This is a genomic window from Nocardia sp. NBC_01377, assembly GCF_045040005.1.
GTDB classification, from domain to species: domain Bacteria; phylum Actinomycetota; class Actinomycetes; order Mycobacteriales; family Mycobacteriaceae; genus Nocardia; species Nocardia noduli.
Genome location: NZ_CP109566.1, coordinates 3077799 through 3096453, shown reverse-complemented (window position 1 = coordinate 3096453; position 18655 = coordinate 3077799). Strand labels below are relative to the sequence as shown.

Annotated in this window: 17 protein-coding genes and 5 pseudogenes; 7 read left to right on the top strand and 15 right to left on the bottom strand. The window is 64.6% G+C overall.

Features of this window, described 5'->3' with window-relative positions; translation table 11 throughout:
- Positions 1–66: 66 nt before the first annotated feature.
- The 3 genes and pseudogenes from OG225_RS14480 to OG225_RS14470 all read left to right on the top strand — a co-directional run.
- Positions 67–378, top strand: a pseudogene (locus OG225_RS14480) (hypothetical protein); the annotation flags it as partial.
- Between the two features lie 94 nt (positions 379–472).
- On the top strand, positions 473–616 hold the full coding sequence (locus tag OG225_RS14475; RefSeq protein WP_405183543.1) for a hypothetical protein: 144 nt from the start codon (positions 473–475) through the stop codon (positions 614–616).
- A 14-nt stretch (positions 617–630) separates the two neighbouring features.
- Complete coding sequence (locus OG225_RS14470) at positions 631–1296, top strand: helix-turn-helix domain-containing protein (RefSeq protein ID WP_405183270.1); 666 nt, start codon at positions 631–633, stop codon at positions 1294–1296.
- A gap of 341 nt (positions 1297–1637) precedes the next feature.
- On the opposite strand, the gene OG225_RS14465 is transcribed toward OG225_RS14470, so the two are convergent.
- The 14 genes and pseudogenes from OG225_RS14465 to OG225_RS14400 form a co-directional block, all read right to left on the bottom strand.
- On the bottom strand, positions 1638–1922 hold the full coding sequence (locus OG225_RS14465) for a nuclear transport factor 2 family protein (RefSeq protein ID WP_405183269.1): 285 nt from the start codon (positions 1920–1922) through the stop codon (positions 1638–1640).
- Between the two features lies 1 nt (position 1923).
- A pseudogene (locus tag OG225_RS14460) lies at positions 1924–2751 on the bottom strand (amidohydrolase family protein); the annotation flags it as partial.
- Positions 2752–2926: 175 nt separating this feature from the next.
- Positions 2927–3415 (bottom strand): hypothetical protein, encoded by a 489-nt coding sequence (locus OG225_RS14455; protein ID WP_405182130.1) that lies wholly within the window; start codon positions 3413–3415, stop codon positions 2927–2929.
- Between the two features lie 216 nt (positions 3416–3631).
- Positions 3632–4807: an acyl-CoA dehydrogenase family protein gene (locus OG225_RS14450; protein WP_405182129.1), complete on the bottom strand. Its 1176-nt coding sequence runs from the start codon at positions 4805–4807 to the stop codon at positions 3632–3634.
- Positions 4804–6354, bottom strand: coding sequence for an aldehyde dehydrogenase (locus OG225_RS14445; RefSeq protein WP_405182128.1), 1551 nt, complete (start codon positions 6352–6354; stop codon positions 4804–4806). Before OG225_RS14445 ends, OG225_RS14450 begins: the two co-directional genes overlap by 4 nt.
- Positions 6354–6674, bottom strand: coding sequence for a hypothetical protein (locus tag OG225_RS14440; protein ID WP_216917081.1), 321 nt, complete (start codon positions 6672–6674; stop codon positions 6354–6356). The genes OG225_RS14445 and OG225_RS14440 overlap by 1 nt, the downstream gene beginning before the upstream one ends.
- A 26-nt stretch (positions 6675–6700) precedes the next feature.
- Positions 6701–7945, bottom strand: coding sequence for an amidohydrolase family protein (locus tag OG225_RS14435; protein WP_405182127.1), 1245 nt, complete (start codon positions 7943–7945; stop codon positions 6701–6703).
- Positions 7942–8277 carry a hypothetical protein gene (locus OG225_RS14430; protein ID WP_216917079.1) on the bottom strand — a complete coding sequence of 112 codons (336 nt, stop codon included), beginning with the start codon at positions 8275–8277 and terminating at the stop codon, positions 7942–7944. Before OG225_RS14430 ends, OG225_RS14435 begins: the two co-directional genes overlap by 4 nt.
- Positions 8274–9545, bottom strand: a complete 1272-nt coding sequence (locus OG225_RS14425; RefSeq protein WP_405182126.1) for an aromatic ring-hydroxylating dioxygenase subunit alpha — start codon at positions 9543–9545, stop codon at positions 8274–8276. The genes OG225_RS14430 and OG225_RS14425 overlap by 4 nt, the downstream gene beginning before the upstream one ends.
- A gap of 33 nt (positions 9546–9578) precedes the next feature.
- Positions 9579–10418, bottom strand: a complete 840-nt coding sequence (locus OG225_RS14420; protein ID WP_405182125.1) for a TauD/TfdA dioxygenase family protein — start codon at positions 10416–10418, stop codon at positions 9579–9581.
- A gap of 61 nt (positions 10419–10479) precedes the next feature.
- Entirely contained in the window at positions 10480–10815 is a 336-nt protein-coding gene (locus OG225_RS14415; protein ID WP_405182124.1) for a hypothetical protein, read from the bottom strand.
- A complete protein-coding gene (locus OG225_RS14410) occupies positions 10812–12119 on the bottom strand; it encodes an aromatic ring-hydroxylating dioxygenase subunit alpha (protein ID WP_308165567.1) in 1308 nt (435 codons plus the stop codon). Before OG225_RS14410 ends, OG225_RS14415 begins: the two co-directional genes overlap by 4 nt.
- Positions 12116–12736 carry a carboxymuconolactone decarboxylase family protein gene (locus OG225_RS14405; protein ID WP_405182123.1) on the bottom strand — a complete coding sequence of 207 codons (621 nt, stop codon included), beginning with the start codon at positions 12734–12736 and terminating at the stop codon, positions 12116–12118. The genes OG225_RS14410 and OG225_RS14405 overlap by 4 nt, the downstream gene beginning before the upstream one ends.
- Positions 12733–13461, bottom strand: coding sequence for an SDR family NAD(P)-dependent oxidoreductase (locus tag OG225_RS14400; protein ID WP_308165566.1), 729 nt, complete (start codon positions 13459–13461; stop codon positions 12733–12735). Before OG225_RS14400 ends, OG225_RS14405 begins: the two co-directional genes overlap by 4 nt.
- Positions 13462–13965: 504 nt before the next feature.
- Between OG225_RS14400 and OG225_RS14395 the strand changes: the two are divergent.
- Together OG225_RS14395 and OG225_RS14390 are read left to right on the top strand one after the other, a co-directional pair.
- Positions 13966–14142, top strand: a pseudogene (locus OG225_RS14395) (helix-turn-helix domain-containing protein); the annotation flags it as partial.
- Between the two features lie 294 nt (positions 14143–14436).
- A pseudogene (locus tag OG225_RS14390) lies at positions 14437–15270 on the top strand (IS256 family transposase); the annotation flags it as partial.
- A gap of 15 nt (positions 15271–15285) precedes the next feature.
- Here the strand turns inward: OG225_RS14390 and OG225_RS14385 are convergent.
- Positions 15286–17358: an ISAzo13 family transposase gene (locus OG225_RS14385; RefSeq protein ID WP_405183268.1), complete on the bottom strand. Its 2073-nt coding sequence runs from the start codon at positions 17356–17358 to the stop codon at positions 15286–15288.
- A 62-nt stretch (positions 17359–17420) separates the two neighbouring features.
- On the opposite strand from OG225_RS14385, the pseudogene OG225_RS14380 reads away from it, so the two are divergent.
- Positions 17421–17567: pseudogene (locus tag OG225_RS14380) on the top strand (transposase); the annotation flags it as partial.
- Between the two features lie 41 nt (positions 17568–17608).
- Complete coding sequence (locus OG225_RS14375; RefSeq protein ID WP_405182122.1) at positions 17609–18655, top strand: IS630 family transposase; 1047 nt, start codon at positions 17609–17611, stop codon at positions 18653–18655.

The following is an 18655-nucleotide window of genomic DNA, read 5'->3' as shown; positions in this document are numbered from 1 at the left end:
ACAATCCAAGTCGGACCGGATGGTGCGGTCGCGCCGGGTCGCGGTGAACTCGACTGTCGCAGTGTCATGTGCGGTCACGGCGACTGTGTCCGCTTCAGTTCGTTGATGGAAGCGACGGCCCGCGGGATCGCGGATGCTGAACGGGATGAGAACGAGAGTCGAGGGATGTTCCCGTGGGTGGTTCGATCCGGGCGGGACGCCGAGGGCGGGGCGGGTGTCCGGCATCGGTACCGCGGAGCGGACATGCTGAGGGTCGCGATGCTGGTCGTGGCCGGTGTGTTCTTCGCCGGCATGGGGGCCTACGGCTTGGTGGCCCCCGCTCGGTTGGTGGCGCCGTTCCTGCTGCGGGCCGACACTTCGCAGGGCAGGTCGGAGGTGCGCGCCGTCTACGGCGGCTTCGGGATGGCCGTCGCCGGGATCCTGGGGTGGGCCTCGGTCGCCGGACCCGGCGGGGTGAGCACGGGGGGTGGTCGTGACGGTGGGTGTGGCACTCGGTGGGATGGCCTTCGGACGGATCGTGTCGCGGATCGTCGACGCCGCAACCCCGTTCTATCCGGTCGGCCTGTATCTGCTGGTCGAAGCCGACGGCGCGGCCGGGCTGCCGGCGGTCGCATGAGCCATCATGGAGATATGGGCACCGGTGCGAACCATCGGACGGCGGCGATCTGGCTGTGGCCCGAATTCGTCGCCTACCTGGGTCCGTCCCTTCACCTCGACGCGCACGCCACCGCGGTGAACTGCCATGCCGTGGGCGTCGACTCCCTCTTCGACCTTTTCATCGACGATAGGCACCGACGAGTGCGCAGCGCACTGATCCCGGCCCGCACCGCGCACCGTGTCATCGCGAGCACCGGCCGAATGCTGTTCTTCTATCACTTCTCCGCCGACCGGCCCGCGTATCCGGACGAGGCCGCCGTACTCGCACACCTGACCGGCACTCCCGACCCGCGCACACTGTGCCGTCCGATACTCGGCGACCGCCCCGCGGCGCCACGGGATCCCCGCATCGCGCGCGCGGTCGAAATGCTCACCCACGCGCCGGAAGCCCCCAACAGCGCCGCCGAGATCGCGGCAGCCCTGCATCTTTCACGCTCCTACTTCCTGCACCTGTTCACCGTCCACACCGGAACCAGTTTCCGCCGCTACCGCCTCTGGGCCCGTCTGATCCGCGCTGGGCGATCATTGGCGGCGGGACACGAACTCACCCGAGCCGCCGCCGACGCCGGATTCGCCCCCCGAGCTGCTTCAGCGACACCTTCCACGCCCTGTTCGGTCTCACCGCCACCGCCCTACTGACCACGGGCCCCCGGATAGTCGTCCCCGACGACCTCGCCGACCCACGAACCGGCCTACCGGGGATCTCATCGATGTGAACGGTCGACCGGGAGTCGCGCGGCGTCGGTCGCGGAGCGGGTCCGCCGATGACTTCGGTACATATCGAGTTCCGTCCGGGCCTCCTCTCCGGACGCCGTCCCGTCGGCAGCGTGTGGCCCGACGGAGACGTATTCGGTATCCATGTCATCGGGCGGTGGTGCGGTGGGAACGTCGCACACCACACCGCGTCTCGTGGCCGTTGACGAGACGCTCGGCGACGGGTTCATTGGCGCGCATCCCGGTGCGGGATACGCGTCCGAGGCTCAGAACATGCCGTGCGGTATCTGCTCGGGTTCGGGAACAGCCTGAACCACATCCCAATGCTCGATCATCTTTCCCTCGACCATCCGGAAGATATCGACAACCGCCGTACCGCGCGCTTCGCCCGCCACCGTCATCCGGTAATGCACGACCACGTACTCCTCGTCGGCGATGATCCGCGCCAACTCCAACCCGGCCGAGGCGAACGCGGACTCGGCGATGAATTCGATGAAAGCCTCCTTGCCGGAAGGGTTTCCGGGGCTGTGTTCGATGCAATCGCCGTGCACACGAGGCGACCGCGTCGGTGACCGGACGCCACTGGTTGGTCATGGCGAAGGTGTTGGTCTTGAACGGCAGCATCTCCAGCCCGCTGCCCTCCCACTCGGCGTCGAAACGCGAGTAGCCCGAGTCCGAGGAGTGCATGGTGACCAGCACGTCGAGTTCGACGACCCGCTTCCAGAACGGATCGAACTCCGGCAGCGCGAACGAACGCATACCGCGCAGCCCGGGAACCGGGGCCGGGCGGATCAGGATTGCCTTGGCGCCGTGCTCGACGACGGCCCAGTTCAACTCCTCGATCGCCTTCTCCACGATCGGCAGCGTGATGACCGGGATCGTGAAAATCCGATCCGAATGCACGAAGTTGCCGTCCTGGCCCCACTCCTCGAGCATCCACTCGTTGAGCGAGTGGATCACCGCGTGAATGAGCTCGGGATGATGACGCATACGCTCTTCGACCAGACTGGCCAAGGTCGGGAACATCAGCGCGCGCTGCAACTGCAAGTCGTCCATGACCTTCAAGCGGGCGACCGGATCGCGGAAGGCCTCGATCGCCTTCATCGACTTGCCGAAGATCTCGCGACGGCTCTTGCCCTCGGGGTTGCCGTACTTGAAGTAATCCTCCATGGCGCCGGGACGCGCCACGACATCGAAGGTCGGGTTCGGGATGTACTCACTGATCTGGCCCAGCACCGCGATCTTGGTGCGGCCGTTGATCTCGACGTACTGGATCGCACCCTCGTACTGCTCGGGCAGATGCCTGGTCAGCGCGTCCTTGGTCTCGTAGAGATGGTTGTCCGCGTCGAACAGCCGATACGGCAAATCAATTCGGGTCATCAAATCCCCTTCGGGTCGAAGATCTTGTCAAGCCCCGAGACGTTGTTGGTTACGGTGCGCTGATGGGGCCTCGGGAGGCGGATGCTCGAGTCCGGAGCGGCCCGTAGGTGCCCTACCGGACTCGGTTTCGTGGTGATCGACGATCGGTTGATGGCGGCCGGCAACCCACACCCCCTCAGCTGCGCGTCCGAGTAGGGACGGTTTGAAGTGCGCGCTTGTGTGGGGACCACATGGTTTCGGTGGTGGTGCTGGTCTCGTCGGGGTATCCGGCAGCGTGGATGGCGGCGGTTTTGAATGCCAGCGCGGCCGAACTCGGTTGATGGGGCTGGACGGTCGCCGAACCGTGCAATTCGCTCGGCAAGTCCGATCCCCACAATGTCGTGACGCTGTCTGCCTGACGCAGACTGCGTACCACCGTGTCGCGCAGTTTTTCCTCGCGGCTGTAGAGCTCGGTGGCGACGGTGAGATGATCCGCTTCGAGTGTGAGAATTCCTTTGTTCAGTGCCTGCTTCAGGTCCAGCGCCGACGCACCGAGGATGCGCGGGGAGTTCTGATGGTCGAAGGTCGGGAGTGACCACCGCGACCTGCCAACCTGCTGCGGTGATGTCGAATATCCATCCGCCCAGATCGCGTACTGCGGCCAGGGATTCGGGTGCGACGACAATGGCGCGATGGATCAGCGGACGTTCACGGATGCCGGTCAGCCAGTGTTGGATCGGCACGGTGTTACCGCGGGCGCGGGGAGGGTTCTGCGCAGGTGTGACGTCCATGAGGCTGTCCTGATTCTGTGAGTCTCCGCTCGGCGGATTCTTTCTGTCTCCGGGGCAGGTCGGCCTGAATGCGCCCAGTGGCCGGTGCAGGTCGATGGCCAGGTCTGTCCTCAGCGTCTGGGAAGGCCCAAGACGTGTTCGGCGATGATGTTGCGTTGGATTTCGGAGGTGCCGCCTGCGACGGTGTGGGCAAAGGTGCGGATGTAGCGTTCGAACCAGCCGGGTGCGAGTTCCTCGGGGTTGAGGGGGCTGAAACGTGCTGTGACGGTGGGCTGGTCGAGACCGTCGACGCCGAATCCGGTCAGCGCGTGTTCGGTGGCGTTCTGGACGGCTTCGGATCCGAACAGTTTCAGCACCGATACCGCGGCGGTGCCGGATTCGCCGCGGGCGGCGCGGGCCAGCGCGGCCGACCCGAGCAATCGCAGGGCGTAGGCGTCCATGACGAGACCCGCGTGATGGTCGGCGTCGAGTTCGGTGACGGGCCGGAAGTCCTCGACGAGATGGTCGAGACGTTCGGCGTAGCTGAGCCACAGCAGGTTTCGCTCGTGACCGAGTGAGCCGTTGGCGACTTTCCATCCCTGGTTCAGTTCGCCGATCAGGTTCTCGGCGGGGACGATGACGTTGCTGAAAGTGACTTCGTTGAAGTCGAGATCGTCGGGAGAGCAGATGGTGGCGATGGGTCGGCGTTCGATCCCGGGGGTATCGGTGGGAATGAGCAGAACCGAGATGCCGCGATGTTTGGCGGCGTCGGGATCGGTGCGGACGAAGGTGAGCACGACATCGGCGTGGTGGGCTCCCGAGGTCCAGAGTTTGTGCCCGTTCACGACGAAATTGTCGCCGTCGCGACGGGCGCGGGTGCGCAGTCCGGCGAGGTCGGACCCGGCCTCGGGTTCGCTCATGCCGAGCGCCGCGGTGAGATCTCCGCGCAGGATCGGGATCGCCCAGCGCTCGTGCTGTTCGGGAGTGCCGAAGGTGATCAGCGATGCCGCGACGATGCCGAGACCCTGGGGGTTGAAATTCTGATGGATGCGGCGTCGGGCGAGTTCTTGTTTGTGGACGTACTGCTCGAGGATGCCCGCGTCACGACCGCCGAATCGCGGCGGGTGACCGGGGAGCAGCCAGCCGTGGTCGAATTGGAGCCGTTGCCAGCGCCGCGCCCACTCGGGGATGTGGGCGGTGGAACGCGGATGTTCGACCGCGTCGGATTCCGGTGGCAGGTGCTCGTCGAGGAATGCCACGAACTCGGCCCGGAACGCTTCGACGTCGTCGTCGAAAGTCAGTCTCACGGTGTCGCCCTTTCCGCCCGGTCGCCGGTCTCGGTCGAAATCACCTGTTCTACACCACTATTCACTGGTGCCGCGCGCACGGAGATGGATTTGGTGTCGAGGTAGGCGCCGATGCCTTCCGGACCGAACTCACGTCCGATCCCGCTGTTCTTCACGCCGCCGAAAGGCCCGGCGGGATCCATGGTGTAGGGCTGGTTGATGCCGAGGGTTCCGGACCGGATGCGGCGGGCAAGTCCCAGCCCGCGATCGATGTCGGCGGTCCACACCGAGCCGGACAGCCCGTACTCGGTGGCGTCGGCGATCGCCACGGCATCGTCGTCGTCGGTGTAGGTGAGCACGCTCAGGACCGGACCGAACACTTCCTCCCTGGCGATCCGCATCGAACTGTCGACGTCGGCGAAGACGGTGGGCCGGACGTACCAGCCGCGATCGACCGTGTCCGGCAGTTCGGTGCCGCCGGTCAGCAGGCGCGCGCCTTGGTGTCGCGCGTGCTCGATATAGCCGCGAATGCGGTGTTGTTGTCGCTGCGAGACCATCGGCCCGACCCTCGTGGCCGGATCGAAAGGGTCTCCAACGGTGAGATTCTCGATCCGGTCGACCAGGGCGTCGAGGAATTCGTCGCTACGGTGCCGTGGCAGCAGCACTCGGGTCTGGGCGACGCATGCCTGGCCGCTGTTCATCAATCCGGCCACGAGCATGCCGTCGGCGACATCGGCGGGGTCCGCGTCGTCGAGAACCACGGCGGCGGATTTGCCGCCGAGTTCGAGACTGACCCTGCGCAACGCGGCCCCACACGTTTCGGCCACCAGCCTGCCCGCGGCGGTGGAGCCGGTGAACGACACCTTGTCGACCCCAGGATGCGCCACCAGATGACGGCCGATCTCCCTGTCACCGGGCAGAATACTGACCACCCCCGGCGGCAGGCCGAGTTCATCGAGCAATTCGGCCATCAGATAGGCGTCCAGCGGGGTCTCCGGCGAGGGTTTGAGCACGATCGCGCACCCCGCGAGCAGGGCCGGAATCAACTTGGCGACGATCAGGAACATCGGCATGTTCCAGGGGATGATCGCGGCCACCACTCCGACCGGTTCGTGCACGACCAGAACATCGCCGCCGAGGAAGCCGGATCGCGTCCGCTGCCACGGATAGTTCTCGGCGATATCGGCGAACGCGCGCATCATGACACCGGGGAGCTTGGCGTGCGCCGATCGGGCGAAGGTGATCGGCGCGCCCATCTCGGTGGTGATCAGCTGGGCGAGTTCCTCTTCACGCGCGCTGTAGAGTTCGGCCAGCCGCCGCACCAGCGCGATCCGCTCGCTCGGATCGGTATGCGGCCACGGCCCGTGGTCGAAGGCTGTGCGCGCCGCGGCCACCGCCCGATCGACATCGGTCACCGACGCGGCGGGAACCCGGGCGACGAGCCGCTCGGTGTGGGGCGAGATCACCTCGATGGTCTCGGCGGTCGTCGGCGTGACCCAGCCTCCGGCGATGAAGAGATGTTCGGATGTCACCACGGGTGTACCTCGTACGAGATCGTCTCGGCTCATCACGGCGCGGGCGCGGTGATGTCGCGGTAGAAGCGGACGGTCGGCGGCGGGTCGGTGGACAGCCCGACGGGCGGTGAGAAGCCACCCGCCTTGGTCGTTTCGCCCAAGCGGGCCTGCACGATGGCGATGTCCTCGGCCTCGATCTCGTAGACCGCGACGAATGGCCCGTCGCCGGTGACGGGGGCGAATCGTCGGGCGGAGACGATGCCGTCGATTCCCAGCATCTCCTTCATGTGGGTCTGGTCGTACCAACTGTTGAACGCCGCGGCTTCTTCGGGCGAGTTGGGCCGGGACTCGACGTAGAGGATTCCCTTGGCCATGTCGTACCTCCTGGTATCGGATGAGCTCAGCAGTGTTTGTGGACCCGGCCGTCCTTCATCACGAACCGCACATCCTGGACGGTGGTGATGTCGGCGGTGGGATCGCCCGGCACGGCGATGATGTCGGCGAGCAGGCCGGGGGCGAGTCGTCCGCGGTCGTCGACGCCGATGAGTTCGGCGCTGGTGATCGTGGCCGCACGCAGGGCCTGACTCGGTGTCATACCGCGATCGACCAGTGCCCACAGCTCTTTGGCGTTGTCGCCGTGGGGAACAGCGGGCGCGTCGGTGCCGCAGGCGATCTTGACTCCGGCCTTGATCGCCTTGCGCAGGGTCTCGCGCGCGCGGGGGAAGACTTCGGCGGCCTTCTTCTGTAGCGCCGGTGCGGCTTTGGAGACGTCGAGACCTTCCGACAGGTAGCTGGTCGGGACGAGGAAGGTGCCGTGCTCGACCATCATGGCGATGGTGTCGTCGGTGGCGAGGGAGCCGTGTTCGATGCAGTCCACGCCCGCCCGGATGCAGGCGACGATTCCGGCGTCGCCGTGCGCGTGCGCGGCGACCTTGACACCGGCGCGATGGGCTTCGTCGACGATCGCCGCCAACTCCTCGTCCGAATACTGTTGCGCGCCGGCGACGGTGCCGTGGGACATGACTCCGCCCGACGCCGAGATCTTGATGACCTCGGCGCCGTATTTGATCTGATATCGCACGCATTCCCGGACTTGGGGAACGCCGTTGGCGCGACCCTCCTCGACGCTGAGCGGCATGATGTGCGGCGCGAGGCGCTGGAACATGGTCGGGTCGAGGTGCCCACCGGTCGGCGTGATCGCGTGCCCTGCCCCGACGATGCGCGGACCTTCGACCCAGCCCTGTTCGATGGCGCGGCCCAGATCCACGTCGAGCAGATAGCCGCCGGTTTTCACCATCAGGCCGAGATTGCGGACCGTGGTGAATCCGGCGTGCAGAGTCGTGCGGGCGTTGACCGTGCCGCGCAGGGTTCGATAGACCGGGTCGTCCTGCACGCCGTGCATCGGATTCGGCAGCCCCGAGGGATTGTCGGGCCCGCCGATGAGCAGGTTGATCTCCATGTCCATCAACCCGGGCAACAGTGTGAGCTCGCCCAGATCGATGACCTGGGCGCCGGCGGGCAGTGCGGGTGGATCGATCGCGGCGATGAGATTGTCTTCCACGACGATCACTGCCGGAGCGTGTATCTCGCCGGTCGCCACGTCGACCCATCGCGCCGCTTTCAATACGACGACGTTACGGCTCACAGGGCCGGCTCCACGACACAGGTCAGGGTCGCCGTCCCGGTGTCGGGGATGCGCGGCTGGCTCCACACCTCGACCGGGAAGGACACCATGATCATCGAATACAGCAGATACATGAGGTTCTTGGTGTCCTCGGGCATGTTCTCGATGGTGAACTTGTCGCAGTAGGTGAGTGCGTCCTCGGCGCGAGGAGTGATCGCGTCGTAGAACCGCTGCATATCGGCCATCGAACTGGACAGACGTCGGTCGTAGCGTTCGGGCTCGGTGGGCAGACACCACGTCGAGGCGAACTGCTCGAGATCGGCGAAGTCGGTGGGCAGCAGGGTTTCACTCATCGCTCGGTCTCCTCGCGCTCACGCCGGTAGTCGGCGACCCAATCCGCGGTGACCTTGTGCAGGTGCCGAAGAAGGATTTCCTGGTCGTTCAATTGGAAAGTCGTGACCGCACGCGATTCCAGCATCATCTGGGTCGCTTCCAGGGTGCTCGAGTCCTGTAGCCCGTATTCCTTGAAGGTCAGCGCCGCCATTTCATGTGCGACACGGTCTCGGGGGCTACGTGCGGGCACAAAATACAGATTGCCCTCGAAAGTGTGGGTGTTGTACGAGGTCGGCCAGTACTGATATGTCAGGTACCAGCCGCCCGACCAGATGAGGATCACGAAATTGGGCCACAGCTGGAACGAATCCAACCCCCACGGATCGCAGCCCGCCGGGTTGAGTCCCTTCGGCATCGGTCCGAGATCGGGGACATCCCAGGGGCCGAACAGGCCGCTGCGGGTGATGTCCTCCATGGGTTTGCGCATGGTGGGATCGAGTTCCCAGGTGACGACACCGGAGGTGCTGACCAGCCGGTGCGGTCCGTCGAGTTGATAGTGCGGCGCCTCGAAACCGGCCTGCTGTGCGGCGACAGAGAAGTTGTCGGGCGTCTGCTTCCCGTGCAGGATCGGCGCGTGATAGAACTCCTGGAAAGCGTCCATGTACAGCTTCCAGTTCGCCCCGACCTCGGACCGATACGAATAGCGCTCGGTCAGCTTGTCGAAGGGGTAGCCCTCGAGGTCGGTGACCATCGGTCCTAGGAACTCGCGCAAGCTCTGACGTGGTTGGGAAGCGAGGTTGACGAAAATGAATCCGGCCCAGACCTCACAATGCACCTTCGCCAATCCGAGAGCGCTCTTGTCGAGGTCGAAGAACTCTCCTTCCTGCTGCACGAACGCGAGCGCTCCGTCGAGCCCGTAACGCCAGCCGTGGTATTTGCAGGTGAACTGGCGACAGGTGCCCGAGGTCTCCTCGCGCGGGAATTCGTCCCACACGAGCTTGTTGCCGCGGTGACGGCAGATGTTGTGGAAGGCGTTGATACCGCCGTCACGATCGCGCACGACGATCACCGAACTGTGCGCGACCCGGATCTCCTTGGTGAAATAGCTTCCGGTGCGCGGAAGTTGCTCCACCCGGCCCACATTGAGCCAGGCGCGTTTGAAGATCGCCTCCCGCTCGAGTTCGAAGAACTCCGGCGAGATCGAATCCTCGTACGACATCGGTTCCGTGCCGAGCTCGGGATAGTGCTGCGTCCAACTGCCTTCGGCGGGTTTGGGCCAACGAGCCATGGTGTAACTCCTGAAACGGGCTGTGTAACGGGGTTATACGATCGGTTCTTCACCGAGCACGGTGGTGCGCAGCATCTCTCGCGGCGAGTCGTGCGGATAGGGGGCGGCACGGTGGATGACACCCCGGTTGTCCCAGATCACGGTGTCACCGACCGACCACTCGTGGCGGTAGACACGTTCGGGTGCGGTACCGCGACGCAGCAGTCCATCCAGCAGAGCCCGGCTTTCACTCGGCGGCAGACCGACGACATGGTCGGTCGACGCGCCGAGCACCAATGAGCGCCGCCCGGATTTATGGGTCCAGATCAGCGGATGTTCCTTGGCCGGACGGCGGCGCCACGCGGCGAGTTGTTCCGGTGTCGGATCCGCGGTCACTCCCCGCTGCGACGCCTCGAGCGAATGCACGACCCGCATCGGCGCGAGATACTTCTGCTCGCCGGCACTCAGATTGTCGAAAGCCTTGTAGGTACTGGCGAATTCGGTCTCGCCACCACTGGTGGCGACCGCCTTGGCGGTGAGCATCGTCGCCATCTGAGGGTAGGCGTCGTCCTCCGGGGTGCAGCCGTCGATATGCCAGTCGAAGGTCGCGCGCAGATAGCTCGCCGACGAATTCTTCGTCGTGTCCAGGCTGACCCGGTAGATGCCCTCGACGGGATGGTGTCCGGGTGAGGTGTCGACCTGGCCCAGTTTGCGGCAGAACGCCACTTGCGTCTCCGGGTCGAGATGCAGGTTTCGGAATACCAGGACACCGTGCTGCTCGAGGGCGTCGAGGATGGTGTCGGGCAACGTCGGGTCGGTGAGCAACCTGTCGGCGTCGACGCCGTCGACCTCGGCGCCGACTTCGTGGCTGAGCTTGGCGATGGTGATTGTCATGAGTGTGTGATCCTTCCGGCCGAATCCGCTCGCGGCGGCTCGGCCGAGGTGGAGGAACAGGTCAGGGCCAGGGTTCAGCGACGCGTTCGAGCTCGGCGTCCGCGCTGTCGACAGGTTTGGGCTGTTTGAAGATCTCGATCGCCATCGCGACGATCACCAGCGAATACACCATCTGCAGCAGATGGATCGCATCGTCGGGTAACTCCTCGAGCGGGAATTTGTCGCAGTAGGTGATCGCGTCGTCGACCCGCGGGAAACAGGCGTCGTAGAACGCTTGCATCTCCGCCATGGATTTGCTGAGCCGCTGCTTGTAGCGCTCGGATTCGACGGGCAGACACCAGGCTCGCGCGAACGGCTCGAGGTCGGCGAACGCGGCGGGCAGCATCGTCTGTGTCATCGCGTACTCCCCTGCGCCAGGTCCCCGCGATATTCGTCGACCCAGTCGGCGACCGCCTTGTGGAAGTGACGGACCAGGATCTCCTGGTCGTTGACCGGGAAATGCGTCATTCCCGCGGTCCGGTAGGCCGACTCCAGCGCGGTCTGGGTGCCTGTGAGCATGCCGGCGTCCTGGAGGGCGAATTCCTTGAATACGACCGAGGCGACCTCGTGTTCGACTCGTTCGCGCACGGTGCGGGCGGGCTGGAAACACAGCATGCCCTCGAAGCGGTGACTGTTGTACGAGGTCGGCCAGTACCGGTAGAGCAGGTACCAGCCCCGGTAGATGAGGATCTCGATATTGGGGAAGATCTGGAAGTTGTCGATACCCCACGGTTCGACCCGGCCGGGATTCAACCCTTTCGGCGCCTCACCGAGATCCGGAGATTCCCACGGCCCCACCAGACCGCTGCGGGTGACCCGTTCGATCGGATACATGAATTCCGCGGGCATCGTCCACCGTCTCGCACCGCCGGTGGACACCATCCGGTGCGGACCGTCGATCTGGAAGTGCGCGCACTCGAAACCCTTTCCCGGAGTGCGCACCGCGCTGGGCACCTGCTGGGAATGCAGGCCCGGCACGTGGTAGTACTCCTGGAACGCGTCGGCGAACAGTTTCCAATTGCTCTGGTTGTCCGCCTTGAATTCGTACCATTCGGTCATCTTGTCGAACGGGTAGCCGTCCAGGTCCGTCACCATGGGGCCCAAGAATTCCCGTAGCGTCTGGCGGGGTTCGGCAGCCAGATTGATGAAGATGAATCCCGCCCACACTTCGCAGTGCACGGGGGCGAGTCCGAGTTTCTTCTTGTCCAGGTCGAAGAACTCGCCTTCTTGCTGCACGAACGTCAGGGCGCCGTCGAGGCCGTAACGCCAGCCGTGATACTTGCAGGTGAACTGCCTGCACGTACCGGAATCTTCCTCACGCGGGAATTCGTTCCATACGAGCTTGTTGCCGCGGTGGCGGCACACATTGTGGAATGCGTTGATATTGCCGTCGCGGTCGCGCGCCACGATGAGTGACGCGCGTGCGACATCGAGTTCCTTGGTGAAGTAGCTTCCGGTGCGGGGAAGTTGTTCGACGCGTCCGACATTGAGCCACGCGCGTTTGAAGATCGCTTCCCGCTCGAGTTCGAAGAACTCCGGGGACACCGAGTCCTCGAACGACATCATGCCGGTCCCCAACTCCGGATAGTGTTGGGTCCAGCTACCTTCGGCCGGTTTGGGCCAGAGTCGCTGGGTGGTCGGTTCGCTGGCGAGTTCGGTCACGGTTGTTCCTCCATTTCCGGGTGGGCGGATGGTCGTGGCCTGTCGTTTTCCGGTTCCGGTTGCAGGTCAACGCTGTTGAACACCATCGCCAGGCACAGATAGGCGCCTGTAACGAACAGCAATTCGATGAGCTGACGTTCGTCGAAATGCAGGGCCAGTTCGGTCCAGGTGCGGTCGGTGACGCGGTGGCGTTCCATCAGTTCGTCGGTCATGGTCAACAGCAGTCGCTGCACGGGGGTCCACCCCGGTGCGTCGGGACCGCGGCGCACCGCCGCGACCTGTTCCTCGGTAAAGCCGAGACCGGCCGCCATCCGTGCGTGCTGACGCCACTCGTAGTCCGAGTCGCTACACCACGCCACCCGCAGGACGACCAGTTCTCGCTCCAGCGGATCCAGCGAGGGGTGCTCGAGCAGCAGGCCGTTGAAAGCCAGCCACGCCGATGCCAATTCGGTGTGATGAGCGAGAACGCCGAGGATATTGGGCACCGGTGGTGCGTCGGGATCGCCCGACAGGTACCGATCGGCTGCGCGCACATGCCCGCGCAACATCGCCCGTGTCGTGTCGTCCCATTTCTCGAGCGGTAGCGGAGCCAGACGGGGAGAGACGGATTCGGTCATATCACCGATCCGCCGTTCACCCCGAGCACCTGGCCGGTGATGTAGCCGGCCTGATCAGAGCACAAGAACACGCAGGCAGCGGCGATATCTTCTCCGGTGCCCAGATGGCCGACCGGGATCGCCTTCGCCATCACGGAGTCGTCCGGAAGATATCCTTCTGCTTGCGAATTCCGTTGCATGGGGGTGTCGATACCCGAAGGCGGAATGGTGTTGACGGTGATCCCGCTCGCGGCGTACTCGCGCGCCAGGCCCTTGGTCATCGCGACCACCGCGCCCTTGGCGGCGGTGTAGTGCACCATCCGCGGCGAGCCGCGCTGCGCGCTCGAGGAGGAGATGGTCACGATCCGGCCCCATCCCGCCGCCACCATGTCCGGAATCGCGGCCTGCACACAGTGGAATACGCCGTTGAGGTTCACATCGACGACTCGATTCCACGCCTCGGGCGAGATCTCGGTGAACGGTGAGAAGCCGACCAGACCCGCACTGGTGACCAGGATTTCGATCGCGCCGAACTCGGCACGGGTCTTGCGCATCGCCTCGTCGACCGCTCGGCGATCGGTCACATCGACCTCACACGCGATAGCCGCGCCACCCGCGGTCCGCAGTTGTTCGGCGGCTCGCTGAGCGGCGGCGCCGTCGATGTCGAGAATCGCGACCCGATATCCGCTCCCGGAGAACGCCTCACAGATGGACAACCCCATCCCCGAGGCTCCTCCGGTCACCACCGCGACCCGAGAGCGCTGAACCGGACGCGGGTCGTCGCCCCCGGGACCGGGCGCCGGGAGCGGGCCCTTCACAGGTCACCGGCCGGTATACGGCGCACAACGAGGTCACCGGGAATGCGACGCAAGCGGGCGCCGCGGACAGGCATCGACAGTCGGAGCTGTCGTATCACCGAGTTGAGGAGCGGGAGATTTTCCACGCGCAACACCACATTCTTCGTTCGGACCAGCGGCGATCGGCGTCGCGCCGGAGACATCGAATGACCACGAAGGCCCAGAGGAGGAGTCTTAAGCGACTGATTAATTCAATCGGGTGATTAAGTAGTACGTGACGCTATTCACCCCTGTCAAGCACCTTGCGCAAGCCCGGTCGCCCGGATCTCGGCGTTCGCCCGGCAGCTGGACGTCCCACGGGCAACGGTGCGGGTTACCTTCTATACGAGCAACCACGACCTACGTGACGCCACGCGACAGGCTTCGTGCCTCACTATCCGGGAGGTCACCGTCATGAAGCCCGCCCGTGGCTCCGATGAGGATTCGCCGACGCGCACCGCGCTCCTCGACGCCGCCGAACTGATCATGCGAGAAGAGGGCTACGCCGCGGTCAGCACCCGACGGCTCGCGGCGCGGGCAGAGACGAATTCCGCCCTCTACCACTACTACTTCGGCAATATGGACAATCTGTTCATCGAACTCTTCCGCCGCGGGGCCGAACGCAGCTACCACCGCCAACTCGAAGCGCTGGCCTCACCCCAACCACTGTGGTCGCTGTGGGAAGCCATCCACGACCAATCCCACACCGCGATGACCATGGAATTCGTCGCCCTCGCCAACCACCGCAAAGCCATCCGCACCGAGATCGCCGACTCCTCGCGACGCTTCCGAACCCTCCAACGTCGAAGGCGAGCGTCGCCGGGACTGTGGATTTATCGGTGTTTCCGGCCTGATTCGCTGAGTGATGCTCAGCGGGAAGGTGCCGTGATGGCGACACTTGATGCCGTGACGAGGAAGAAGAAGCCAGCCGAGGCTTCGGCCGAGAAGTTGGCCGCCCAGGAGCTGGTCCGGATGGCCAAGGAACAAGGTCTGTCGTTGACGGGGCCGAACGGACTGCTCAAACAGTTCACCAAGACCGTTCTGGAGACGGCGTTGAACGAGGAGATGACCGAGCACCTGGGCTTCGACAAGAACGAGGCTCCCGCGGATCGGGACTCGACCAACGTGCGTAACGGGACCCGGTCCAAGACGGTGTTGACCGAGGCGACCGGCCAAGTCCCGATCGAGGTGCCCCGCGACCGGGACGGAACTTTCGATCCGCAGATCGTCGAGAAGCGCCAACGCCGGTTGACCGGGGTGGATGAGATCGTGTTGTCGCTGTATGCGAAAGGCCTTACCACTGGCGAGATTTCGGCGCATTTTGCGGAGATCTACGGGGCGTCGGTGTCGAAGGAGACGGTCTCGCGGATCACCGACAAAGTTGTCGCGGAGATGCAGGAATGGTCGGCCCGGCCGCTGGATGAGATCTATGTGGCCGTGTTCATCGACGCCATCGTCGTCAAGGTAAGGGACGGTCAGGTCGCGAACCGTCCGATCTATGCCGCGATCGGGGTCACGGTCAACGGCGAGAAGGACATCCTGGGATTGTGGGCCGGCAGCGGCGGTGAAGGCGCCAAGTTCTGGCTCGCCGTGCTCACCGATATCCGCAACCGTGGGGTCAAGGATGTGTTCTTCCTGGTCTGCGACGGGTTGAAGGGCCTGCCCGACGCGGTCGGGAACGTGTGGCCGCTGGCGACGGTCCAGACCTGCATCATTCATTGAGGCTGTAAAGATTCAACTTGGTGTTTCGTTGTGGTTTGTGGCGAAGGCGAGAACCTGAGCAGCGGTGGCGAATTGGCGTGCGGAGGGTTCGATGCGGTGGCCATCTCGTTGGAGCAGGGGTGCGACGTCGTGAAAGGCGTTGCGTAGAGTGTTTCTGCTGACGTTGAACAGTTCGGCGAGGGTGTGCAGGTCGCAGAGTTGTCGTTGCGCGAGCACGGTGGCCAGGACTCGGTCGGTGTCGGTGATCTTCTGGCGGAACACGCCGCCTCGGCTGCCGGGACGAGGTTGGCCGCCGCGTTGATGGTGTCGCCGTTGTTGGATCGCTGCGTGGTAGGACAGCGAGATCCGGTCGAGCAGTGCCTGGAACTCCTCGCGTGAGGTTCCGGTGAGTTCGGGATGTGCGAGCGCTGTTGCGTTGTCCATTCGGGTTGTGGCGGTGTCATTTTCGAGCCAATCGCGCAGCGCAGGAGCACTGGAGAAGTAGTGCGAGGTCTGGTCGAGGACGATCTTGTATTCCTCGAAGAGGGTTCGGGTCTGTTTGATCGTCTTGCTGATGGTGACCGGATTGGTGTCCAACAGTTCGACCAAGACCTTCTGGGGGCAGACCCCGCGCAGATAGAGCACGGTGATCAGCACTTTGTCGGCGGGGCGGAGCAAGGGGCGACCGTGGTTGCCGCGTTGCTGACGACGGGGTCCGCCGCGTTCGAGGAATTTGCGTTGTTCGGCCAGCGCTGCTTGCGCCGGCGCGAGACGAGCACAGAGTTCCCGCAGTTCGCCGCTGGTGATGCCGGTGGCTTTCGGGTCGGCGAGCAGTGTCAAGGTCCGGGTGCGGGACTCGGTTCGTTCATCGGCGCTGACCACATGGGCGCGGGACCGGCTCGGGTCGATGGTGTAGTTCCAGGTCCCTCGCTGATCGTGTGGGGTGATGGGCAGTGACTTCAGGTAGTCGCGACTGATCGAGATCCCAGTCGGGTAGGTGCCGGTGTCCAACTCGGCGTGGACGCGCAGCCCGGTGCGGGTGCGTGTGGCCGCGATGCTGTTGACCACGACTTCATGGCTGGTCAGAGGGCGGCCGCGCCAGTTCATGGTGATGTGGGAGAACAGTCGATGCTCGATCTTGTTCCACTTCGATGTGCCGGGAGGGAAGTGGCAGACAGTCACCGTCAGTCCGGTCTCGGTGGCGAACGCGGCGAGTTCGGCTTTCCAGAGCCGATAACGGTAGCTGTTGGAGCCGCCGCAGTCCGCGGTGATCAACAGCCGATCCGCGCCCGGGTGATCCAAGCACCCGCGCGAGCGCCACCAACGTCGAACCGATTCCACGGCGAATACCGAGGTGTCGTGGTCGGTTCCGACATTCACCCAGCCGCTGTCGTTGGCGATGTCGTAGATGCCGAACGGAATCGCGACGTCGACCTCGGGTCCGATGAAGAAGAAACTGTGGTCCTCGACCTCGACCGGATGACCTCGCGGGCGCCATTGTCGCCCGGGGTTGGGTAACCGCCCGATTTGTTCCTTCTTCTTGGCATCGATGCTGATCACCGGCTGTCCAGCGGCCTGATGCCGCTTCACTTGTTCGTTGATATAGCGGAACTGGATATCACGATCGGGGTGCTGGGATCCCTCCAGCGTCTTGACGTTGGCCTGCAAGCTGAAACCCTGTCCCCGAAGCAACCGGCCCACCGTCGGTGCCGAAACCGTATGCCCGGCCCGGGTCAACTCCGCGGCCAGATTCCGCAACGACTTCACCGTCCACCTCAACGGCGACATAGGATCCCCACGCTCGTCGGGCTCGACCAACTCCAACAGTGCCGTCACCAGACCGGAGTCAAGTTCCTCCGCCGGTTTGCGGCCCCCACCTGCGCGGCGCACTCGCCCTCCGAGCATAGGTTCGACACCGGCCCGCAACTCGAAAACCCCTTTGCGGACGGTGGTTTCGCTTACCGCTGCGGCCCGCGCCACCGCCCGGACCCCACCGTGCCCGAGCGACCACGCCTCGCTCGCCAAGACCAGACGGCGCTGCCGCTCGTTCAGATGCGGCAGCAACACCGCGAACCGCTCCACCAACCCTGCACCGACTCCACTCACCACGGCCAAAACATAGCGAAACCCTCTGCCCTACAAAGCAACACATTGTTTCTTTACAGCCTCATTTGATTCGGAATACGTTCCGGCTGGCGGGGCGTCAGGATTGGGACGCGTTGCGTCGGGATGTGAAACCGATCTACACCGCGGTCAATGCCGCCGCGGCACAGGCGGCATTGGATGATCTGACCGAGAAGTGGGGCTCGAAATATTGACATGAAACGGATTGGTTGCGGTTCTTGATGTTTCGGGGGTGGGCGATGATCTCAGGATGGATATGCGCAGGCTTTCCCCGGGGCAGCAGGAGGCGTTGCGGATGCGGGTGATGGGTGCGATGCGCGATGGTATGACCGCTTCGGAGGCGCAGCGGGTGTTCGGGGTGTCGGAAGGGTCGATTCGTAACTGGCGCAATAGGTTGGCCGCTGGTGGTGTGGAGGGTTTGGAGTCGGGGCGGCCGGGCCGGCGTGCGGGTGACGGGGCGAAGCTGACGCCGTCGCAGGCCGAGGCGCTGGTGGAGGCGTTGATCGTGTTCGTTCCGGAGCAGTTGGAACTGGGTGGGTTGTTGTGGACGTTGCGGAAGGTCGCCGAGCTGGCGCGTCGGTTGTTCGGGGTGTCGTTCACCGAGCAGGGGATGGGGAAAGTACTGCGCCGCATGGGTTTCACCTTTCAGCGGCCGGACCGGCGGGCGATCGAGGCGAACCCGGAGGCGATGGCCGAGTGGGTGCGGCGCACGTATCCGGCGCTGGCGGCGCGGGCGAAAGCCGAGGATGCGGTGATCCTGTTCGGTGACCAGGTCGGCGTCCGCTCCGACCAACTGTCGGGGCGCACATGGGGCCGCCGCGGACAGACACCGACCCTCGCGCGGACGGGGAAACGGTTCTGTCTCAACGCGATGTCGACGATCTCCCCGCGCGGTGACCTGCACTTCACCGTCTTCCGGGGCCGGTTCAACGCGAAAGCGTTCCTCGAGTTCCTGACCCGGCTGCTGGGCCAGCACGAGAAGAAGATCCACCTGGTCGTCGACGGCCACCCCGTGCACCGGTCGAAAGCCGTCACCGCCTGGGTCGCCGACCGCGCCGACCGGATCGAACTGCACTTCCTGCCCGCCTACGCCCCGCACCTCAACCCCGACGAACTGGTCAACGCTGACCTCAAACGCACCCTCGCCGACCAGATCATCACCACACCGACCCGGATGGAGACCTCCGTACGCTCGTTCTTCCACCGCGTCCAGAAACTGCCCGGCCGGGTCCGCGGCTACTTCCAGGCCCCACACACCATTTACGCTTCAACCATTTAG

Excerpts from the sequence above, each read along its gene's own strand:
- OG225_RS14415 (WP_405182124.1), bottom strand. The coding sequence starts at position 10,815 with ATGACACAGACGATGCTGCCCGCCGCGTTCGCCGACCTCGAGCCGTTC.
- OG225_RS14445 (WP_405182128.1), bottom strand. The coding sequence starts at position 6,354 with ATGAGCCGAGACGATCTCGTACGAGGTACACCCGTGGTGACATCCGAA.
- OG225_RS14470 (WP_405183270.1), top strand. The coding sequence starts at position 631 with ATGGGCACCGGTGCGAACCATCGGACGGCGGCGATCTGGCTGTGGCCC.
- OG225_RS14425 (WP_405182126.1), bottom strand. The coding sequence starts at position 9,545 with ATGGCTCGTTGGCCCAAACCCGCCGAAGGCAGTTGGACGCAGCACTAT.
- OG225_RS14405 (WP_405182123.1), bottom strand. The coding sequence starts at position 12,736 with ATGACCGAATCCGTCTCTCCCCGTCTGGCTCCGCTACCGCTCGAGAAA.
- OG225_RS14440 (WP_216917081.1), bottom strand. The coding sequence starts at position 6,674 with ATGGCCAAGGGAATCCTCTACGTCGAGTCCCGGCCCAACTCGCCCGAA.
- OG225_RS14430 (WP_216917079.1), bottom strand. The coding sequence starts at position 8,277 with ATGAGTGAAACCCTGCTGCCCACCGACTTCGCCGATCTCGAGCAGTTC.
- OG225_RS14420 (WP_405182125.1), bottom strand. The coding sequence starts at position 10,418 with ATGACAATCACCATCGCCAAGCTCAGCCACGAAGTCGGCGCCGAGGTC.